Origin of the sequence: Sporosarcina gallistercoris, assembly GCF_014836415.1 — a bacterium.
In the GTDB taxonomy this organism is placed as follows: Bacteria; Bacillota; Bacilli; order Bacillales_A; family Planococcaceae; genus Sporosarcina; species Sporosarcina gallistercoris.
Map to the genome: position 1 here is coordinate 82,381 of NZ_JACSQY010000009.1, position 18,377 is coordinate 100,757.

Genomic DNA, 18,377 nt, shown 5'->3' on the forward strand with positions numbered 1-18,377 from the left:
TCTCTAGAAACTCTTTAAATTTTCCTCAACAATTCATACAGTTAGTACTATTCACCTATATATTGAAATAATAGATGTACGATACTAAATGTATTCATAGTTTGTAAATATAAGTGGTATAATTTCTACTGCAATTACAATCAGATAGAGTAACAAACACCTAAGATTTTGCCTATTCACCTCTTTAGACTTTAATATATAAGTATAAAGAATGAGACATTTGAATTTTCCTTAGATTATTTATGGGTACACATATATAAGTTATCTCTATGAAGATGAGGAGGAGATTGAATAAATGACAGATCCCCACTATATTATTGCTTCCAATAAGATGTGTAGAGAAGCAGGGATGGATCCAACGGAACTCGCTGCCCCCAAGAACTTTTTAAGCAAGGCGGAGTTTGACGAAAAGAGGAAAGCGTATAGCGAAATCCTGTCGGTTGTCAGTTTCTTCTCGAAGAAATTGCTGAACTCCTTGAAAGGCACACCCATTCTAGTCGTTGTTTCAGATGAAAACGGCTATCTGCTTTCGTCTGAGGGCGATGAGACGATAAAATCGACGAGCGACCAATTCGGCATTAAACTCGGCGCACAATTCACCTTGGAAGACACCGGAACCAATGTAGTGAGTCTTTCATTGCAACAGATGCAGCCCATCAGTCTTATTGGAGATCAACATTATCATACTCCTCTCCACGAAATCGCATGTTACGGGACCGCTTTCCACAACACAGAAGAAGATAACTTATTGGGCAGTATCTCGATCATGATGCCCATCGGCTTTCAGAATCCGCTCTATCTTTCAATGCTTGTCCAAGTGGTGGACTCAATTGAACGGGAGCTGCTTCTTCGTAAACAGAACCGTAAACTTAATATCTTGAACCAGATCATGCTGCAGAGGACAAGGAACGGGATTGTCATTACGGATGAAAACGGCATTACTACAGAGTTCAATAAGTTCGCTGAAAACATATCGAATAATAGCAGAGAGTCTGTTATAGGCAGAAACATTTGCGATTCACCGATCACAGGAGAGTATTTCAAGAAAGTTTTACATGAAGGAAAAACCTTTAACAATGAAGAGATTAAATTCAAAGACAGTAATGGCAAACAAGTCGTCTGCTTGTTTGATGCTCAGCCTATTTTCGAAGACAACAAAATGGTGGGAGCTTTCGGTCAGTTCCGAGACATCTCGAATCGATACAGCATGCAAGAAAAATATAATTACTTAGCTTACCACGATGATTTAACTCAACTTCCTAACAGAAGGTACATTCAAAATGCAATGGAAACCGCCATCGATGAAATCAATGCAGGTCATAACCGTCAACTGGCTCTGCTTTTCATCGATCTGGATCGCTTTAAAATCATTAATGATAACTTCGGTCATTCATATGGGGATGAACTGCTTCGCAAGGTCAGTGAACGGTTATCCAGCTGTCTAGGAGAAAACGACACGCTTGCCCGGATGGGGGGAGACGAATTCATTTTTCTTCTCACTGACTTTGACAGTCCTAGCTACGTCATACAAAAAGCGGAAGAGATTCTTAATCTGTTCACTGAATCTTTTCTCGTGAACAAAAAAGAATTACACACGACTGCTAGCATCGGGGTCGCAATCTATCCTGACCATCCCCTTTCCATGGAAAAGTTTTTGGTGTATGCGGATAACGCCATGTATCAGGCAAAAGCTCAAGGGAAAAATCAATTCGTCATTCATACGAGTGACTTATCAGACGAAATGATCTCGGAATCCGTTCTCGAAATCGAATTGCGGAATGCGCTTGAGAATGATGAATTCGTCTTGCACTATCAACCACAAATCCATACTGTATCCAAGGAACTGATTGGATTTGAAGCACTGATCCGATGGCAGCATCCCCGACTCGGTATGCTTGAACCTGGACGTTTCATAAGACTTGCTGAAGAAAACGGACTGATCACGCAAATAGGCGAATGGGTCATTAACGAAGCTTGTTTGCAAAACAAAAAATGGCAACATGCAGGCATGACGCCCGTCAAAATCTCCGTAAACTTGTCGACTCAGCAATTTTTGACTCGTAATCTCATTTCCTATGTAGAGGAAGTACTCGATCGCACTGCCCTGAATCCGAAGTACCTTGTTGTAGAAATCACAGAAAATATGGCGATGGAATATGAATACTCGATTTATGTATTGAAAGAACTGAAGAAACTTGGCATCGGTATCAGTATCGATGATTTCGGAACAGGATATAGCTCTCTGAACTATCTTAAAAATTTCCCGATCGATTATATTAAAATCGACAAGTCATTCGTCAGTGAACTGATGAACGATGAGAATGATGCAATCATCGTGGTTGCTACGATAACTCTCGCCCACAACCTTCACAAAGAAGTGATTGCAGAAGGTGTAGAAACACAAGAACAACTGGAATTCCTGAAAAAACATAACTGCGATATCATACAAGGGTATTTCTTTAGCAAGCCATTGTCTGCTTGTGAAATCGAGAAGGTTTACTTGTTACATTAACTAGGACAGGGAGCGAATCGCGGATGAAGAAGGTTGCATCAGTTTTAGTTGAGAATTTTAAACATTGGGGGATTCATCATGTTTTCGGTATTCCCGGTAAAGCCGTCTCCCCCATTCTTTTTGAACTCCTAAGTTATAAAATGGAATTCGTCCTTAGTAAACATGAAGGTGCAGCAGGATATGAAGCCGCGGGGTATTCACTAATGAATGACACGATCGGTGTCGCAGTAGGTACATCCGGACCCGGTGGCACTAATTTACTTTCTGCTGCCGGACAAGCGAAAGCATCCAATATTCCCCTGCTGCTCATCACGGGACATCCTTCGATGAAAGATACGGGGAAAGCAATGGGACAAGACTCCAGTATCTTCGGAACCGACCTGACAGACATGTTTCAATCGGTGACCAAGTTCAGTGCCCGGGTGGAGCGCGGAGATATGCTGAAACCATTCTTACAGCATGCGCTGGAAAAAGCAGTCGCGGGAGTTAAAGGACCTGTTCATCTCTCCATTCCGTTTGATATTTTACTGGAAGAGATCGAACCGTTTCTACTCGATTTCCCGATTTCCTATGAGCTGATTTCACCAAAAACGAGTGAAGTGGCTGGACTGCTGAATGACGCAAAACGCCCCCTACTATTCGTTGGGAAAGGCGTTCATTCCAGCAAATCTTACGATGAAGTCCAGCATCTCGCTGAGCACTGGAAGATTCCTGTCATTACGACTCCCGGCGGGAAAGGCACGTTCCCTTCCCATCACAAGCTATCATTAGGCGCATTTGGATTGGGCGGGACTCCAGAAGCATCAGCGTATCTCAGTGACGGAGTCGATTTGCTCATCGTCATCGGTTCCCAGCTTAGCGACATGTCAATAGCTGGTCTATCTGAATCCATGTATCCTGAGCATATTCTTCACTTCGACTACAATCCCACGTTCATCGGAAAATCGATTCCAGTTGAAACGACACCGATCCTCGGGGATATCAAATCGAATTTGACGGCAATCTTGAAAGACATTCCGAAAACAGATCACGATGAGTTCCTATTGGAAATCGAGAAGAGCCCGTTGGTTGAAAACACTCCAGGAAAGCGCATGTCGGCAGTCCAAGTACTGAAAGCGATGCGGAATACACTGCCAGAGGAGACCATTGTTTTCGGGGATGATGGCAGTCACTCGTTCTATGGCATCCAACACTTTGACATCTACAAACCCGGTACATTCTTCTTTGACGATATCTTTGGCGCGATGGGAAACGGCATCGGCTACGCAATCGGCGCAAAACTGGCGGCACCTGAGAAACTGGTTGTCTGCTTAGTCGGAGACGGATGCATGTTCATGCATGGCACGGAGATTTCCACTGCTTACAACTATGACTCCGCTGTGTTGTTTATCGTCGTCAATAATGGCCGATTGGATATGGTCGAAAAAGGAATGCGCAAGATGATCGGGACATCCATTGGTGGCATTTATGAAACTCCCCTGGATACAACCAAATTTGCCGAATCGATGGGCTTGGAAGCAATCACATGCTCTACACCGACAGAAATTTCCCAGTCGATTAAGCATGCATTAGTACGGATTCAAGAAACGAATAAACCATTTGTCATCGAAGCTTTGGTCGATGAACACGAAATACCACCAACTATGGGGAGACAATGATATGGAAAACAATGAGCGCTACGAAAAAGGAATACACGCTATGGAAGAATTATTTTCCGAAGAGGTACGAACAGGTATGCGACACATCCAAAAGATCTCACCTGATTTCTGGGATATGATCGTATCATCCGGTTTCGGAGATCTGTATGCACGAAACACACTTACAATGGAGCAACGTGAATACATCACACTCACGACACTGATTACTCAAGGAGCGTTTGACCAGCTCGGAGTTCATGTCCAAGCTGCCTTGAACATTGGCATGTCACAAGAAGAAATCATCGAAATCATCATTCATTGCTCAGGTTATGTCGGATTCCCTAAAGCCATTCAAGCAATGGGGATTGCTGGGGAGATTTTTAAGAATCATGATGACGCTAGCAGAAAGGATTAAGAAGTGAAAGTTGATTAAGATGTAATAAGTTACATTTCCCCAGTGGATTGGTATTTTTCAATCATTGGAGCCGGTTCGTCATCCGACATCCTATTATAGTGATTTTAATTAGAATACGAATGTTCGAAATATTCTACTTAACTGACGCAAAGAAGGTGAAACCGTTTGAGAGCGGTTTCACCTTCTATTTTAAATTCATATGGGCATTGCATGCAGTATCTAATTAAATCATTATGTTCATAGAATAACTAGTTCCTTCGTAGAAGGTGATAATACTTCACAGCTATCTTCTGTGATCAGTAGCATGTCTTCAATACGAGCTCCACCTATTTCAGGTAAATAGATTCCCGGCTCAATCGTAATGACCATGCCTGGCAGAAGAAACTTTTCAGAGTCTACAGAAAATAGTGGTTTTTCGTGAACTTCTAAACCAATCCCATGACCTGTACCAGTTCCAGAATATTGATTATAGCCAGTTTCAATTAAGATATCTCTCATATATTTATCGACTTCTTGATCCGTCAACCCTGGTTTAATATGAGTTGCACAGTTGGTGAACGATCGAAGAACAGCTTGGTGTACTTCCAACATTTTTTCGTTCGGCTGTCCTATCGATACGACACGGGAAATATCCGACCAATAACCATTGTAGTTTGTTCCGAAATCGATTGTAATCATGTCCCCATTTTCAATGACTTTGTCACTTGCTCGTCCATGGGGAAGCGATGCTCGTTTTCCGGAAGCAACAATAGGACTGAACGTAGAAGTAATGCCTCCTCTCTTTTTGATGAAGCTCTCTAATTCTCCCGCGACTTCCAATTCTGTCATGCCAGGTCGAATGATATCTAAGATATTCACAAATGCATCATCCGTAATTTCAGTAGATGTTCGAATGTTATCGATTTCTTCTTGCGACTTCACCATACGCAAGTTTTCTACTACATCATACGTAGGAATCATTTCACAACTAGCTAACTCCTTCAATTTAGAATAGTTTCCGAAATTCAGATGCTGTTGTTCGAACCCAAGACGTTTAATGCCCATCCTATTAATCTGCTTAGATACTTCATCATAAATCTTGTGCTTATGTCCTGTATGCTCAGCATGCAACACCACATGTAACCCCGATTGTTTTTTTGCTTGTTCAAAATAACGGTAGTCCGTTATAAGAAGTGCATCATCTTTGGTAATTAACACGACACCATTACTCCCCGTAAATCCAGTTACATATCTCCGGTTCCAGTCACCGTTAATCATAAATCCATCAATTTTCAGTTCATCAAGTTGGTTTTGAAGTTTCGTTATTCTACTCATTTTTTCTCCTCCATTGTCAGATTCAATAGCATTGAATTTTATTGTTAACTATTACAATAGATATACAGGAAACACTGTTGTAATAATGATTATAGAAATCCCTGCAAACAAAACAGCATGTGGAATAGCAGCATTTTTAGAAGATGACGTTGCAAACTCATTATGGTTATTTACTTCTGATACATACTGTTCCACTTTCGAAGAGGACTTTAAGAACTTATTAAAACTATAAAAAAAGAAGTCGAAAATACCTTTTTTCAACAAAAGAAGTACTCCTCCTACCATGAATACAACTAATCCAAAGAGAAAGAAGACGTCCCAGTAAACATTTTTTACATCTAGCATAAGAAATACCACCGCAATCAAACAACTACCAACCATAGTCACAAGAAAATTTTTCATCGTCTCAAACAGTCCTTTTTAAAGTTTTTAAACTAAAACAGCTGGAGCTTCTGACTTTGTTCTATATGAATCTACCTGGTCTATCGTACACGCAACCCAATGTCGATCAGTTATTTCTCTGAGTTGACAACCTTCAGAGTCGATAGCCCATTCGCCTTTAGGTATTCGGATTCTCTTCTTCTCAACCTCTGGATCTGGAACAGGTATTGCAGACAACAATGATTTAGTGTAAGGGTGTAAAGGATTGGCATACAGCTCATCACTATCTGCCACTTCAACCAGTTTCCCCTGATACATGACGCCTACGCGATCACTTATATACTTCACCATTGAGAGATCGTGGGCAATAAATAAATACGTTAAATTTTTCTCTTTTTGAAGTTTCTTAAGTAAATTCGTGATTTGTGCTTGAATAGAGACATCTAAAGCTGAAATCGGCTCGTCTGCAATGATGAATTTCGGATCTACAGCAAGAGCACGAGCGAAACCAATCCGCTGTCTTTGACCCCCACTAAACTCGTGTGGATATCGGTTCGCATGTTCTTCAGAAAGGCCTACTGTCTTTAACAATTCATATACCTTTTCCATACGATCGGCTTTAGATGTATATAACCCATGAATATCCATTCCTTCAGCTATTATGTCCGATACAGTCCATCTTGGATTCAGCGAGGAATACGGGTCCTGAAAAATCATTTGGATATCCTTGTTTAAGTTCAATGTGTTATTTTTATGAATATCCACCCCTTTAAAATAGACCTCCCCGGACGTCGCATCATATAAACGAACTAAAGTTCTTCCCGTAGTTGACTTTCCGCATCCTGATTCTCCAACAAGACCGAACGTCTCCCCTTCATATATATCAAAAGAAAGACCATCGACTGCTTTAATAACTGAGTTTTTCCCGCTTTTAAAGTATTGCTTCAAGTTTTTAACTTCAAGTATTTTTTCTTTTCCTCTATCTTTTATCGGGACTTTATCGTTGATTACTGTTTCTACACGTTGTTTTCCATCTAACATTTTTTTAGCTTTGGATGCCTTTTCATGCAATAGCCACGTTGCGGCAGAATGCGTTTCTGTTACTTTAAACATTGGTGGATCACGCAAGAAGTCTATTTTCAGAGCATGTTCGTTCCGTAAAGCAAATGCATCACCAGGCGGTGGATGTAGCAAATTCGGTGGCGAACCAGGAATGGTTTGCAGCTCTTCCTGGTCAATCGTCAAGTCAGGCATCGCGGCTAATAGGCCTTTCGTATACGGATGTTGTGGGTTATAAAACACCTCGTCCGTCTTCCCGATTTCTATTACTTTCCCTGCGTACATGACGGCTACACGATCTGCAATATTAGCAACTACACCTAAATCATGTGTGATAAAAATGATAGATGTATCCATCTTCTTTTGGATGTCTTTTAGCAATTCTAAAACTTGAGCCTGCACTGTTACATCCAGAGCGGTTGTCGGTTCATCCGCTATTAAAATTGCTGGGTTACAGGCCAATGCCATCGCAATCATTACACGTTGCTGCATGCCTCCTGAAAATTGGTGTGGGTATTGCTTCACACGTTCGAAAGCATTTGTAATTCCAACTAGTTCAAGCAAAGAGATCACTTTTTTCTCCGCTTCTTTTCTCGGTATTTTTTGATGAGCAAGGATACCTTCTATAATTTGATTGTTAATCGTCATTGTTGGATTTAGCGAGGTCATTGGATCCTGAAAAATGATGGAAATTTCAGATCCACGAAGTCCTCTTAATTCACTGCTTGAAATTTTAGTAATATCACGATTTTGGTACGTAATTGTGCCTTTGACAACCCTGCCTGAAGGTTTTGGAATTAGTCCCATTATGCTCTTTGACATAACTGACTTTCCTGACCCCGACTCCCCCACCACGGCTAACGTTTCTCCTTTGTACAAATCGAACGTAACTCCTCGGACAGCACGGACTTCCCCGTCATACGTATCGAAAGAGATATGTAAATCATCAACCGATAAGATTTTCTCCATCTTTATTCACCTCTATTTCTTCATTTTTGGATCAAACGAATCCCGAAGACCATCGCCAAGTAAATTGAAACTAATCATAATCACACTGATAATGACAGAAGAAAACATAAGCATATGCGGATATATTTTCAACATTTTGAAGCCATCGTTTACAATCATTCCTAGTGAAGCGATTGGCGGTTGGAGACCTAATCCGATAAAACTCAGAAATGCTTCAGTGAAAATCGCAGTCGGAATGGTAAACATTGTTGTAATAATGATGGGTCCTAAAGAGTTAGGGATCAGATGGCCCCAAATTAGGTTTTTATCTCTAGCACCTAATGTCCGTGAAGCTAATACAAATTCCTGGCCTTTCAATTTCAAAACCTGTCCTCTCACGATTCTTGCCATACTTACCCATCCTGTAATGACCATTGCTAATGTGATCGAGAGAATCCCCGGTTTCAATATTAAGATTAAAAGAATGACAACAATAAGGTTTGGTATCCCCATTAACACTTCAATAATCCGCTGCATCGCATTATCTATTCGTCCGCCATAATATGCAGAAATACTTCCGTAAGCTACGCCAATCACGAGGTCTAATGTTGCTGCTAAAAATGCGATGTATAATGAGATTCTCGTACCTTGCCATATCCTCGTCCATAAATCTCTTCCTAAATCATCCGTGCCGAACCAATAATACTCCGTTACATCTTTTGCTGCGTATTGGTCAGTTCCACGAATATCAACGCCGTTTACTCCTAGGAACGACAAATTCTCCAATACGGGTATTTTAGGCGGCAGATTCGTTCTCGTTAAATCTTGTTCATCAAAACCGTGTGAATTCATGTACGGACCGAATACCGAAAGAAGCATTATTAAAATAATGAGCACCAATCCTGTAAACGCACCTTTGTTCTTTCTTAAACGAATCCAAGAATCTTTCATGAATGTGGATGATGGGCGATCCGTAATACTTTTCTCTTCAAATACTTTGCCTGACTCCTCAAATAGGTCATCTGTTAAGTCAAATTCATTTACTTTCACGACGTCCACCTCCTGAAAGACGAATTCTCGGATCAATGACACCATACAAAAGATCTACAATGAGTATGACAATGATGAATAAGAAACTGTAAAATAATGTAACACCCATAATAACCGGATAGTCATTTGTTAATATGGATTTGACGAATTGTTCTCCCAATCCAGGTACACTGAATATTTTTTCAACAACCAATGTACCCGTCATCAATGACACGGTTAAGGGACCTAAAATCGTAATGATTGGGATCATCGCATTCCGCAAACCATGCTTCATTATTACCGTATATTCCTTTATTCCTTTTGCTCTTGCTGTCGTAATATATTCATTGCCAAGTACATCTAACATTTCAGTTCTCATAAATCGAGCCATAGTAGCAACTACGAATGCTGCAAGTGCAATCGTTGGAAGGATGGAGTACTCAAAACCTTCCCAGAATGCTACTGGCAACCATCCAAGTCGAACACCTACCCAGTATTGTAAGAGTCCTGCTAGTACAAAATTCGGGATGGATAATCCAAGGACGGCTACCACCATGGCTCCGTAATCAATGAATGTGTTGTGCCTCAAGGCTGCAATAATTCCTAAGAAAAGTCCGATCATCATACCCGCTACTAAGGATTGCGCACCTAATATAGCAGAAACACCTATTCGTTCGCCTATGATACTGCTAACCGACCTCCCATCGAATTGAAAGGACACACCAAAATCACCTTTGGTAATATTCCCTAGATACTTGAAATATTGAACAGATAATGGTTCATTCAATCCGTATCGCTCATTCAATACCTCTTTTTGTGTCGCAGATAATCGTTCGTCATTAAAAGGAGATCCTGGTAGCGTTTGCATTAAGAAAAATGTAAACGTCGCAATGATTAGAAAAGTGAACAACATATACCCGACTCTGCTAGCTATATATTTTTTCATGCAAGTCACCACCTATATCATAAGAATTTATCTGCCGTACCTCTCCAAGCAATCTCCTCTTGAAGAGATACAGCAGATTGTTCAGTAAACTTAATTGTCGATTGTTACCCATTGGTAAGAATACGTAGAATTCGCATGAGCAGTGAACCCTTTTACATGTGGTTTAATAAGTCGGGCAGAGCCCGCTTGATACATTGGGGAAATCGCAGCTTCTTCTCCAATCAGAATCTGCTCCGCATCCTGTAATTCAGCGAAACGTTTATCAAGATCAGTGAAATCAACCATTGCCTGTTTCACATTTTTGTCGTATTGATCGTTCTTGAATGCCTGCCAATTATAGGCACCGTCCGATAGGAATACGGATAGGAACTCAACCGGATCTGCAACATCATTTCTCCAGCCCGAGTAGGATAAGTCATAATCCAAAGCATCTTCCAATGCTAACTTCTGCTTGTTCGGCTGCTGGTTAATGGTAATGCTCAAGCCAGGCAGATTAGTCTCCAATTGGTTTTTCATGTACTCAGCTACAGACTTTCGCTGACCATCGTCGTAGCTTAGGAAGTCGAGTTTGACCTCTGTTACACCCAGTTCTTCAAGTCCTTTGTTCCAAAGCTCTTTCGCTTCTTCCGCCGTCCCTTTGTTCAAGTCACCGTAACGTTCACGGAACTCTTCACCATCCTGCGATTCCACAAAGTCCGGGAATACTAGCCAATAAGCGGGTTTCGAGCCGTTTTTCAATATCGACTCTGCTGCTTGTTCTTTATCCCACCCCATATCAATGGCTTTACGGATATTCGTATTACTCAAAAATTCGTTTTTCTGGTTCATCCGCAAAAAGTAAACTTCAGATTTTAAAGAAGTGGTATATTCTTCGTGATCTTTATATACATCGACAAATTCAGATGAGAGATTCGCTACATCGATTGTATCTGTTTCATATAGATTCACTTCAGTAGAAGTGTCCTTTGCCACTTTGAAGTTGACTTCATCCACTTTCACATCTTCTGCATTCCAGTAGTCTTCATTCTTTTTCAACGTCCACTTCTGATCGTGGTCCCATGAATCTAGTGTGAATGGACCGTTGAATACAAGATTTTCTACTTCAAGCGCATAGTTATCTTGTTGTTCTTCAGCAAACTTTTCGTTTTGTGGATAGAAAACTGGATTCGTTAGAAGTTCAGTAAAGTAAGGTACGTCATTATTCAATTCCACTTCTAAAGTGAAATCGTTCGGGGCCGTGACACCAAGTTCGTCAACTTTTCCGTACATATCATGTTCAGGATTTTGAATGTCTGCAGCACCTTTCACTGCATCCATCAAGTAAGCGTGTGGAGAAACAGTATCTGGATGTAATGCTTTTTTCCATGCGTAGATAAAGTCTGTCGCCTTAGTTGGTTCGCCATTGCTCCATAATGCGTCTTCTCTTAAATGGAACGTATATTTCAAACCGTCCTCACTCACGTCATACGTTTCTACAAGTCCTTCACTAACTTTGTCATCTGCATCTATTCTGAAAAGACCTTCAAAAATATTCTGGATCATTGTTTGAGAGAGCCCATCCATAGCACCGTTCGTTTTCAGTGTTGGGATTTCACCAGCTACCGCTAAATGGAGTACACTTTCCTCTTCCTTCCCACCAGTTGGAGAGTCACCAGATTTCGCAGATTCTTGTGTGCTCTCCCCTCCATAACAGCCTGCCAACAAAACTAGACTCCCAAAAATCATCATGTAGAACCATAGGGATTTCTTTTTCATCTTTTTCGCCTCCTAATAATGTGTATATACTTTCAAGCATGTTTAAATTCCTATACAGATCTTTGAGTAAATAATTGCTTAGTGTCCAATTACTTTTAAAAACCTAGTCTAGAAAGCTTTGAAGTTAATAATTTTTACACTTAATCTCTTATTGATTCAATAAAATGACAATAATTTCTAATTATTCTGTCTTTTCGTTCTAACGTTCTTCCGATAAAACCTCATTACTCTTCTTATAGATAAAAAACGTAATACTGACTTCTCCTTTTAAAACCTAAACAGAAAGTTATTCACTTCCCCTCTCGTCATTTAATTCTTGTACACTTTCTACAAGTACATAAAATAGTATTGCAATTTCTATGCCAATCCTTTCTAGCCATCTTGAATATTTGAATTTTCCGTCGAATTTGATAAGTCCCTATGGTATAATTAGCTCTATATTTAAAGTGTCCATTCGGTTGTATGCTTGTCAAGAGACGATTTAAATAACGGAACAAAGCATTCTATCTTAATATTGAATTGAAGCAAAAAAACTTAGATATTTCTCTTTGTTTACAAGTATTGTACCGAGCAAATAGAATACTTTAAATCTAAAACCTAGGAGGGAATAGTCATGGAGCTGGGACTTCAACAACGTCAGGAACTCAATTTATTGATGACTGCTGAACTTAGGCAAGCCATAGAGCTACTCCAATACTCCACCTATGAACTCGAGCAGTATATTCGCGAGCAAGAGCTGGAAAACCCACTAATTCAACTTAAGGAAAAAGAAGGGAAGCCTGCCTATGAAGAACGGTTGCATCGCAGATCCTTCACTTACGGGGATTCCGAACTGCCATTGGATGCAGTGCAGTGCGCAGAAGAAAATAAGCGGGAGGAATTACTGAAACAAGCAAAATTCATGTATCCGGACGCTCCAACGCAAAGTTTGTTAAAGTATCTAATCTACAATCTGGACGATAATGGATTTTTACAACTTAATGACCGTTTTTCTAAAAATGATTTGCCGTTCAATGAAGGTCAAATCGAAACAGGAATCCATCTCCTTCAAGAGCTAGGGCCAATTGGAATGGGTGCGAGAGATTTAAAGGAATGTTTGTTACTACAAATTATGTATAACTATCCAGAGAACAAATTAGCTGCCCGTTTAGTGGAGAATCATCTGACCTTGGTTGCCGATCGCAAGTGGAACGAAATCGCTTCAAGAATGGGTATTACCATGGCAGAAGTGAAAACTCTTTTTGATTTCATCCAGACGTTGAATCCGAGACCTTGCTTCTTCATGTCTGATGATTCAACAAAATATCTAACACCTGACATTATCGTTGATAGGAATGGAAATGGTTTTACTTTTCACCTGAATGACGGATATCTACCAGGGATACATATGAACAAGAACTATTCACAGTATCTTACAAACAAAAGTGATGCATCCAAATTCGTTCAGTCTCAATACAAAAATTTCCAGTGGCTTCTGAATAGTATTGAGCAACGTCGTAATACCATTATTAAAATTGTGAGTGTTCTATTGGAAAAACAGGAACAGTTTTTTAAGAACGGTTTCGATTCCATAAAACCCCTGACTCTTAAAGAAGTGGCCGATGAAATTGGAATGCATGAGTCCACGGTTAGCCGGGCGACTTCAAATAAGGTTGTACAAACGTCTTTCGGTTCCTTTGAGCTTCGACTACTATTTACGTCAAAGTTGGAAACGTCAGATGGAACTACTGTCTCCCAAACAAAAGTAAAACAATTGCTGAGAGATATTATCGCAAAAGAGAATAAGTTCAAGCCATATTCAGATCAAAAAATAGCAGAGTATTTCAAGATCGAAAAAGGAATTGAAATTTCCAGAAGAACCATTAGCAAGTATCGGGAAGAGTTACGGATCCCCTCTTCTAGCAGGCGCAAGGATATTCAAATATAGAGAACTGCAAAATAGGAGGAAGGGGCATGTAGATATCCCCTTCCTCCTATTTTTTCAACCTATTTGGATTATTCTACCGAAAAGTGACCAAACCAGTATCTATTATAACCGATAATTGCCCCACTTAATAAAATCATATACATTCCAGAAGTTTTTTCCAATGCACAGAACAATGCCGAGAGAATAGCAATCGCAAAAACAAGAGAACCTGCGTTTTTGATTATCGGCGATACTTTTTGCCGAAAGGTTAATGACAGTACTTTTTCACCGATCCACATGAGTAGTGATGTCACCATAATAGCGCTTACCATTAGTACCAAAAAATACGTTAGTCCCATAGTTCAGCTCCTTTTTTGAAAGACATTCATTTATCATAGTATATACTAAATATCGCACTAAAATCCACGCTATTCTGAAAAAACAACCTAGTCTTTCTTTAGAAAAATACTCTTGGAGAAAAATCCAAGACCATTTCGTCTGTAAGAAACTATTGTTTAATATTCACAAATACACTCTTCACTTCTGTGTAGTTAGCTAAACCGTATTCTCCGCCCATTTCACGGCCGATTCCCGATTGTTTGTAGCCACCGAATGGCATGGTTTCGATTTCGATGCCGAAGTCATTGATCCAGACAGTGCCCGCCTTTAGTTTTTTTGCTATATAATGTCCCGTTTTGATGTTCTCTGTCCAGACGCTAGCAGCCAACCCATAAATACTATCATTTGCACGTTGAATCACTTCTTCTACCGTGTCAAAAACAAATACCGATAGAACTGGTCCAAAGATTTCTTCACGCGCAATTGTCATGTCGTCTTCTACATCTACGAATATTGTCGGTTGAACGTAGAAACCTGTATCGAACGCTTTGCTGCCACCTGCGACTAGACGTGCGCCTTCTTCTTTACCTTTCTCGATGAAATCGAGGACGGTCTGCTGCTGTTTCGCTGAAACGAGTGGTCCCATGTCAGTTTCCGGATCCATTCCAGGTCCTAGTTTCAATGCGTTTGCTCGTTCTACCAATCCATTTACGACTTCCTCATGGAGTGAACGGTGAACGTAGACCCGTGTACACGCGCTGCAGTTTTGTCCGTGGTTATACATTGTGCCGTTAAAAGCCCCTTCAATGGCTTCATCCAGATCCGCATCTTCACAAATGATGCTCGGGGATTTACCGCCAAGTTCCAGCGTGACACTTTTGAGCTGATCTGCTACTTTATGCATGATCCCTTTACCGACAGCTGTCGAACCTGTAAACGCGACTTTATCTACGTCTGGATGCGTTACAATCGCATCTCCTGCTAATCTGCCGGCACCGGGTACAACATTGACAACTCCGTCGGGGAATCCCGCATCTTTGAATAACTTCGCTACGTATAAAAGCGATAATGGTGTTTCACTTGCAGGTTTGATAACGACTGTACAACCGACCGCAAGTGCGGATCCAAGTTTCCATGCAGCCATAGCTAGTGGGAAGTTCCAAGGGATGATCTGCCCCACTACACCGACAGCTTCGTGGACCGTGTAATTCAAATAATCATTGGACACGGGGATCGTTTGGCCAACCATTTTTGTCGCCCAACCTGAATAATATCTGAAATGCTGAACGGTGCCATCTACATCGTCTGCTAGTGCGACTTCGTAAGGTTTACCATTATCCAAAGCTTCCAATTGTGCAAGCTCTTCACGGTTTTCTTCCAATAGATCTGCAAACTTATAAATGAGATGGGAGCGCTCTGCCGTTTCCATCTTTGTCCATTCACCTTCATCAAACGCTTTTCTCGCGGCTGCTACTGCAACATCGATATCTTCAGGCTGCGCTTCACTGACTTGCGCAATCACTTCTTCCGTCGCCGGATTAATGACATTGAATGTTTTCCCGCTAATTGCCGGTCTGTAGTCACCGTCAATATAAAGTCCTTTTACTCCCTGCAGGAATTCTTCAACTTTCGGCTTCAGTTTATAGTCAGTCACTTTCATTCCTCATTCGCCTCCTTCTTTCAGTTAGTTACGATTTCCAAGCTTTGCAGAAGTTCTTTCAATGTTGCTTCCTCTTCATCGTTCAGTGGAAGTCTTGGTCTGCGGCAAGGTCCGCCTGCCAGACCCTGGAGATCCATTGCCCTTTTAACTATTTGAACGTATTTCCCTGATCCTTCAAGGAATGCACAAAGTGGCAGAAGCCTGTCATATAGTGCCCACGCTTCATCCATTTCATTGTTTTGAACGTGATTATACATATCAGTCACAAGACGTGGTGCAATGTTTCCGGACACGCAAATCCATCCTGTTGCCCCAACTAGGAATGATTCAATTGCAAGATCCTCGGAACCACAGAATACTTCAATGAACCCTTCACCTTGGCGTGCGATATCCCGGGTTTTACCGATTCCACCGCTGGATTCCTTGACGTGTGTAATATTTTTCACATCACGGCCCACTTTTAAAATCGTTTCCGTGCTAATGTCGACCCCTGACGTGAATGGGTTATTGTAAATCATTACTGGAAATTCCACAGATTCCGCAACTGCTTTAAAATGCTCATAGATTTCGTTCTCTTTCGGATGCGCATAGTACGAGTTGATGAGCAATGCAGCGTCTGCACTTGCTTTTTCGGCCTGTTGTGTATATTCGATTGCGTCAGCTGTTGTTTCAGCCGCAGTACCGACGATGAGAGGAATCCGGCCATTCACTTGAGCAACTGCGACTTCAACTGCTTGATAGCGCTCCTCTTTAGATAAACTCACAAACTCACCTGTACTGCCGTTAATTGCAAGACCTGCAACTCCTGAATCGATGAAGTGTTCAATGTTGTTTTTAAATCCTTCCCAATCGATTTCCTTTTCGTTGACCATTGGTGTAATGAGTACCGGGAATACTCCTTCAATTTTTACCATTATAAATTCCTCCTAATTTTTGTTTTATTATTTTGAATAACTTCCAACCGGTGTTCGTTGTTCCTTTGTTCTATTTAGCTCTTCAAGTCCTTCAATATTCTCTGATGACGATTCATCGGGTTCCGTATACCATATAAATTTGTTCGTAAATCCGTAAATGACTGAAATCAGGAGCACCAGTATGTTGAACCATAGGAACGGTAAATAACTCATTGTCGAGACTCCGAGTGCTGCAGCCATGAATACGCCGCCATCCGACCACGGGACCATCGGAGTCGTCACTGTTCCGCCCGCCTCGGTGTTTCTGGAAAGTACTCGGCGATCGATATGCTGACGATCATAGTTATCTCCAGTGATTTTACTAGCCGTGATGATGGATACATATGCGCCACCGAATAGATTTCCTAGAAAACCAGCAAGAAGAGTAGACACCGTTGTTTTACCAGGATTGTTTGCCCACTTCGCTAAGTAGTTTCCGATCGCACGTAAGACACCAATTCTCTCCATCAAACCGCCGACACCCAGTGCAAAGATGATTAGTGCGATGACATCAAGCATGAACACAATTCCACCGCGATTCAACAAGTTGTCGATGAAGGCAACGCCTGATTCAATTGTATTACCGGCGTACATAACATTGAATGCCTGTAAAAACGTTGCTCCCTGGAATAAGTAAGCCCAGATCGTCCCTAAAAATGCCCCGAATAATATAACAGGAATGGACGGCATTTTGAAAGCCAGTAACCCAATAACGACAATCGCCGGAATCAGCATATACCAACTAATGCTGAAATACTCATTCAACGAAGCCATCGTGGACGTTGCAGCACTTAAATCACCGTTTCCATTGAAGAAGAATCCAGTTACCAGGAACAATACTGCCGCTATCAACCATGCAGGCAGACTAACCGTGAGCATGGATTTGATATGCTCTATCAAGTCCACTTTCGATAGCGAAGCCGTCATCACTGTCGTATCAGATAAAGGAGATAACTTATCCCCTACGTAACAGCCTGAAATGACTGCGCCTGCAACAAGTGGTAATGGAAATCCGAAACTTGCGCCGATCGCCATCATTGCAATGCCTGCTGTCCCTGCTGAACCAAAAGAAGTTCCTGTTGCAATCGAAGTTACCGTACAGATGATGAACGCCGCCATTAAAAAGATATTAGGATCAATAATCGCAAGGCCATAGTAAATTATGGACGGTACGACCCCCCCAGAGATCCAAGTTCCTATTAAAGCGCCGACGGAAAGCAAGACGAGAACCGCTTCCAGTCCGTCACTCACACCATTCAAAAGACCTTGCTGCATTTCTTTGTAGTTATAACCGATTTTCAACCCGACCAGAATGATCAAGAACCACGTCGTCAACAGTGCTAAATGAATTGAAATATCGAACTTGAGAATGAACGTCGTCATAATCAATCCGAAACCGATTAAGACAAATAGTGTTTCGCCTAAACTAGGTAATCTTTTGTCAGTTTGCATACCGTTCCCCCCTACTTTCGTTCCCGTGTCCATCCCCTACCATTTCTTCACAATAAATTTAATCCATTTCA

The 18,377-nt window shown here is 41.2% G+C and carries 14 protein-coding genes; 4 read left to right on the plus strand and 10 right to left on the minus strand.

What is annotated here, in order from left to right:
- The first annotated feature begins 295 nt into the window (after positions 1-295).
- From H9659_RS11990 to H9659_RS12000, 3 genes are read left to right on the plus strand one after another with little or no spacing between them, the layout of a single operon-like run.
- The gene (locus H9659_RS11990) at positions 296-2,512 is read left to right on the plus strand and encodes an EAL domain-containing protein (protein WP_191690805.1); all 2,217 of its coding nucleotides are present in this window, start codon (positions 296-298) and stop codon (positions 2,510-2,512) included.
- Between the two features lie 23 nt (positions 2,513-2,535).
- The gene (locus tag H9659_RS11995) at positions 2,536-4,170 is read left to right on the plus strand and encodes a thiamine pyrophosphate-binding protein (RefSeq protein WP_191690807.1); all 1,635 of its coding nucleotides are present in this window, start codon (positions 2,536-2,538) and stop codon (positions 4,168-4,170) included.
- A gap of 1 nt (position 4,171) precedes the next feature.
- The gene (locus H9659_RS12000; RefSeq protein ID WP_191690809.1) at positions 4,172-4,564 is read left to right on the plus strand and encodes a carboxymuconolactone decarboxylase family protein; all 393 of its coding nucleotides are present in this window, start codon (positions 4,172-4,174) and stop codon (positions 4,562-4,564) included.
- Between the two features lie 237 nt (positions 4,565-4,801).
- On the opposite strand, the gene H9659_RS12005 is transcribed toward H9659_RS12000, so the two are convergent.
- The 6 genes from H9659_RS12005 to H9659_RS12030 all read right to left on the minus strand — a co-directional run bounded on the left by H9659_RS12005 (position 4,802) and on the right by H9659_RS12030 (position 11,996).
- On the minus strand, positions 4,802-5,878 hold the full coding sequence (locus tag H9659_RS12005) for a M24 family metallopeptidase (protein ID WP_191690811.1): 1,077 nt from the start codon (positions 5,876-5,878) through the stop codon (positions 4,802-4,804).
- 51 nt (positions 5,879-5,929) lie between these two features.
- Positions 5,930-6,280: a DUF3899 domain-containing protein gene (locus tag H9659_RS12010; RefSeq protein WP_191690813.1), complete on the minus strand. Its 351-nt coding sequence runs from the start codon at positions 6,278-6,280 to the stop codon at positions 5,930-5,932.
- 27 nt (positions 6,281-6,307) lie between these two features.
- Positions 6,308-8,287, minus strand: coding sequence for an ABC transporter ATP-binding protein (locus H9659_RS15685; RefSeq protein ID WP_191690815.1), 1,980 nt, complete (start codon positions 8,285-8,287; stop codon positions 6,308-6,310).
- A 12-nt stretch (positions 8,288-8,299) separates the two neighbouring features.
- A complete protein-coding gene (gene opp3C / locus H9659_RS12020; protein ID WP_191690817.1) occupies positions 8,300-9,361 on the minus strand; it encodes an oligopeptide ABC transporter permease in 1,062 nt (353 codons plus the stop codon).
- Positions 9,303-10,241 (minus strand): oligopeptide ABC transporter permease, encoded by a 939-nt coding sequence (gene opp3b / locus H9659_RS12025; RefSeq protein WP_191690818.1) that lies wholly within the window; start codon positions 10,239-10,241, stop codon positions 9,303-9,305. The genes opp3C and opp3b overlap by 59 nt, the downstream gene beginning before the upstream one ends.
- 90 nt (positions 10,242-10,331) lie before the next feature.
- Positions 10,332-11,996: a peptide ABC transporter substrate-binding protein gene (locus tag H9659_RS12030; RefSeq protein ID WP_191690820.1), complete on the minus strand. Its 1,665-nt coding sequence runs from the start codon at positions 11,994-11,996 to the stop codon at positions 10,332-10,334.
- Positions 11,997-12,609: 613 nt separating this feature from the next.
- Here H9659_RS12030 and rpoN point away from each other — a divergent pair.
- Positions 12,610-13,923, plus strand: coding sequence for an RNA polymerase factor sigma-54 (gene rpoN, locus H9659_RS12035; RefSeq protein WP_191690822.1), 1,314 nt, complete (start codon positions 12,610-12,612; stop codon positions 13,921-13,923).
- Positions 13,924-13,991: 68 nt separating this feature from the next.
- Here rpoN and H9659_RS12040 read toward each other — a convergent pair whose 3' ends face one another.
- The 4 genes from H9659_RS12040 to nhaC all read right to left on the minus strand — a co-directional run bounded on the left by H9659_RS12040 (position 13,992) and on the right by nhaC (position 18,306).
- A complete protein-coding gene (locus tag H9659_RS12040) occupies positions 13,992-14,261 on the minus strand; it encodes a hypothetical protein (RefSeq protein WP_191690824.1) in 270 nt (89 codons plus the stop codon).
- A gap of 149 nt (positions 14,262-14,410) precedes the next feature.
- Positions 14,411-15,901 (minus strand): aldehyde dehydrogenase family protein, encoded by a 1,491-nt coding sequence (locus tag H9659_RS12045; RefSeq protein ID WP_191690826.1) that lies wholly within the window; start codon positions 15,899-15,901, stop codon positions 14,411-14,413.
- Between the two features lie 20 nt (positions 15,902-15,921).
- On the minus strand, positions 15,922-16,815 hold the full coding sequence (gene dapA / locus H9659_RS12050; protein ID WP_191690828.1) for a 4-hydroxy-tetrahydrodipicolinate synthase: 894 nt from the start codon (positions 16,813-16,815) through the stop codon (positions 15,922-15,924).
- Between the two features lie 27 nt (positions 16,816-16,842).
- Complete coding sequence (gene nhaC / locus H9659_RS12055) at positions 16,843-18,306, minus strand: Na+/H+ antiporter NhaC (RefSeq protein WP_191690830.1); 1,464 nt, start codon at positions 18,304-18,306, stop codon at positions 16,843-16,845.
- Positions 18,307-18,377 lie beyond the last annotated feature (71 nt).

Excerpts from the sequence above, each read along its gene's own strand:
- H9659_RS11990 (WP_191690805.1), top strand. The coding sequence starts at position 296 with ATGACAGATCCCCACTATATTATTGCTTCCAATAAGATGTGTAGAGAA.
- H9659_RS11995 (WP_191690807.1), top strand. The coding sequence starts at position 2,536 with ATGAAGAAGGTTGCATCAGTTTTAGTTGAGAATTTTAAACATTGGGGG.
- H9659_RS12000 (WP_191690809.1), top strand. The coding sequence starts at position 4,172 with ATGGAAAACAATGAGCGCTACGAAAAAGGAATACACGCTATGGAAGAA.
- H9659_RS12005 (WP_191690811.1), bottom strand. The coding sequence starts at position 5,878 with ATGAGTAGAATAACGAAACTTCAAAACCAACTTGATGAACTGAAAATT.
- H9659_RS12010 (WP_191690813.1), bottom strand. The coding sequence starts at position 6,280 with ATGAAAAATTTTCTTGTGACTATGGTTGGTAGTTGTTTGATTGCGGTG.
- H9659_RS15685 (WP_191690815.1), bottom strand. The coding sequence starts at position 8,287 with ATGGAGAAAATCTTATCGGTTGATGATTTACATATCTCTTTCGATACG.
- opp3C (WP_191690817.1), bottom strand. The coding sequence starts at position 9,361 with ATGGTGTCATTGATCCGAGAATTCGTCTTTCAGGAGGTGGACGTCGTG.
- opp3b (WP_191690818.1), bottom strand. The coding sequence starts at position 10,241 with ATGAAAAAATATATAGCTAGCAGAGTCGGGTATATGTTGTTCACTTTT.
- H9659_RS12030 (WP_191690820.1), bottom strand. The coding sequence starts at position 11,996 with ATGAAAAAGAAATCCCTATGGTTCTACATGATGATTTTTGGGAGTCTA.
- rpoN (WP_191690822.1), top strand. The coding sequence starts at position 12,610 with ATGGAGCTGGGACTTCAACAACGTCAGGAACTCAATTTATTGATGACT.
- H9659_RS12040 (WP_191690824.1), bottom strand. The coding sequence starts at position 14,261 with ATGGGACTAACGTATTTTTTGGTACTAATGGTAAGCGCTATTATGGTG.
- H9659_RS12045 (WP_191690826.1), bottom strand. The coding sequence starts at position 15,901 with ATGAAAGTGACTGACTATAAACTGAAGCCGAAAGTTGAAGAATTCCTG.
- dapA (WP_191690828.1), bottom strand. The coding sequence starts at position 16,815 with ATGGTAAAAATTGAAGGAGTATTCCCGGTACTCATTACACCAATGGTC.
- nhaC (WP_191690830.1), bottom strand. The coding sequence starts at position 18,306 with ATGCAAACTGACAAAAGATTACCTAGTTTAGGCGAAACACTATTTGTC.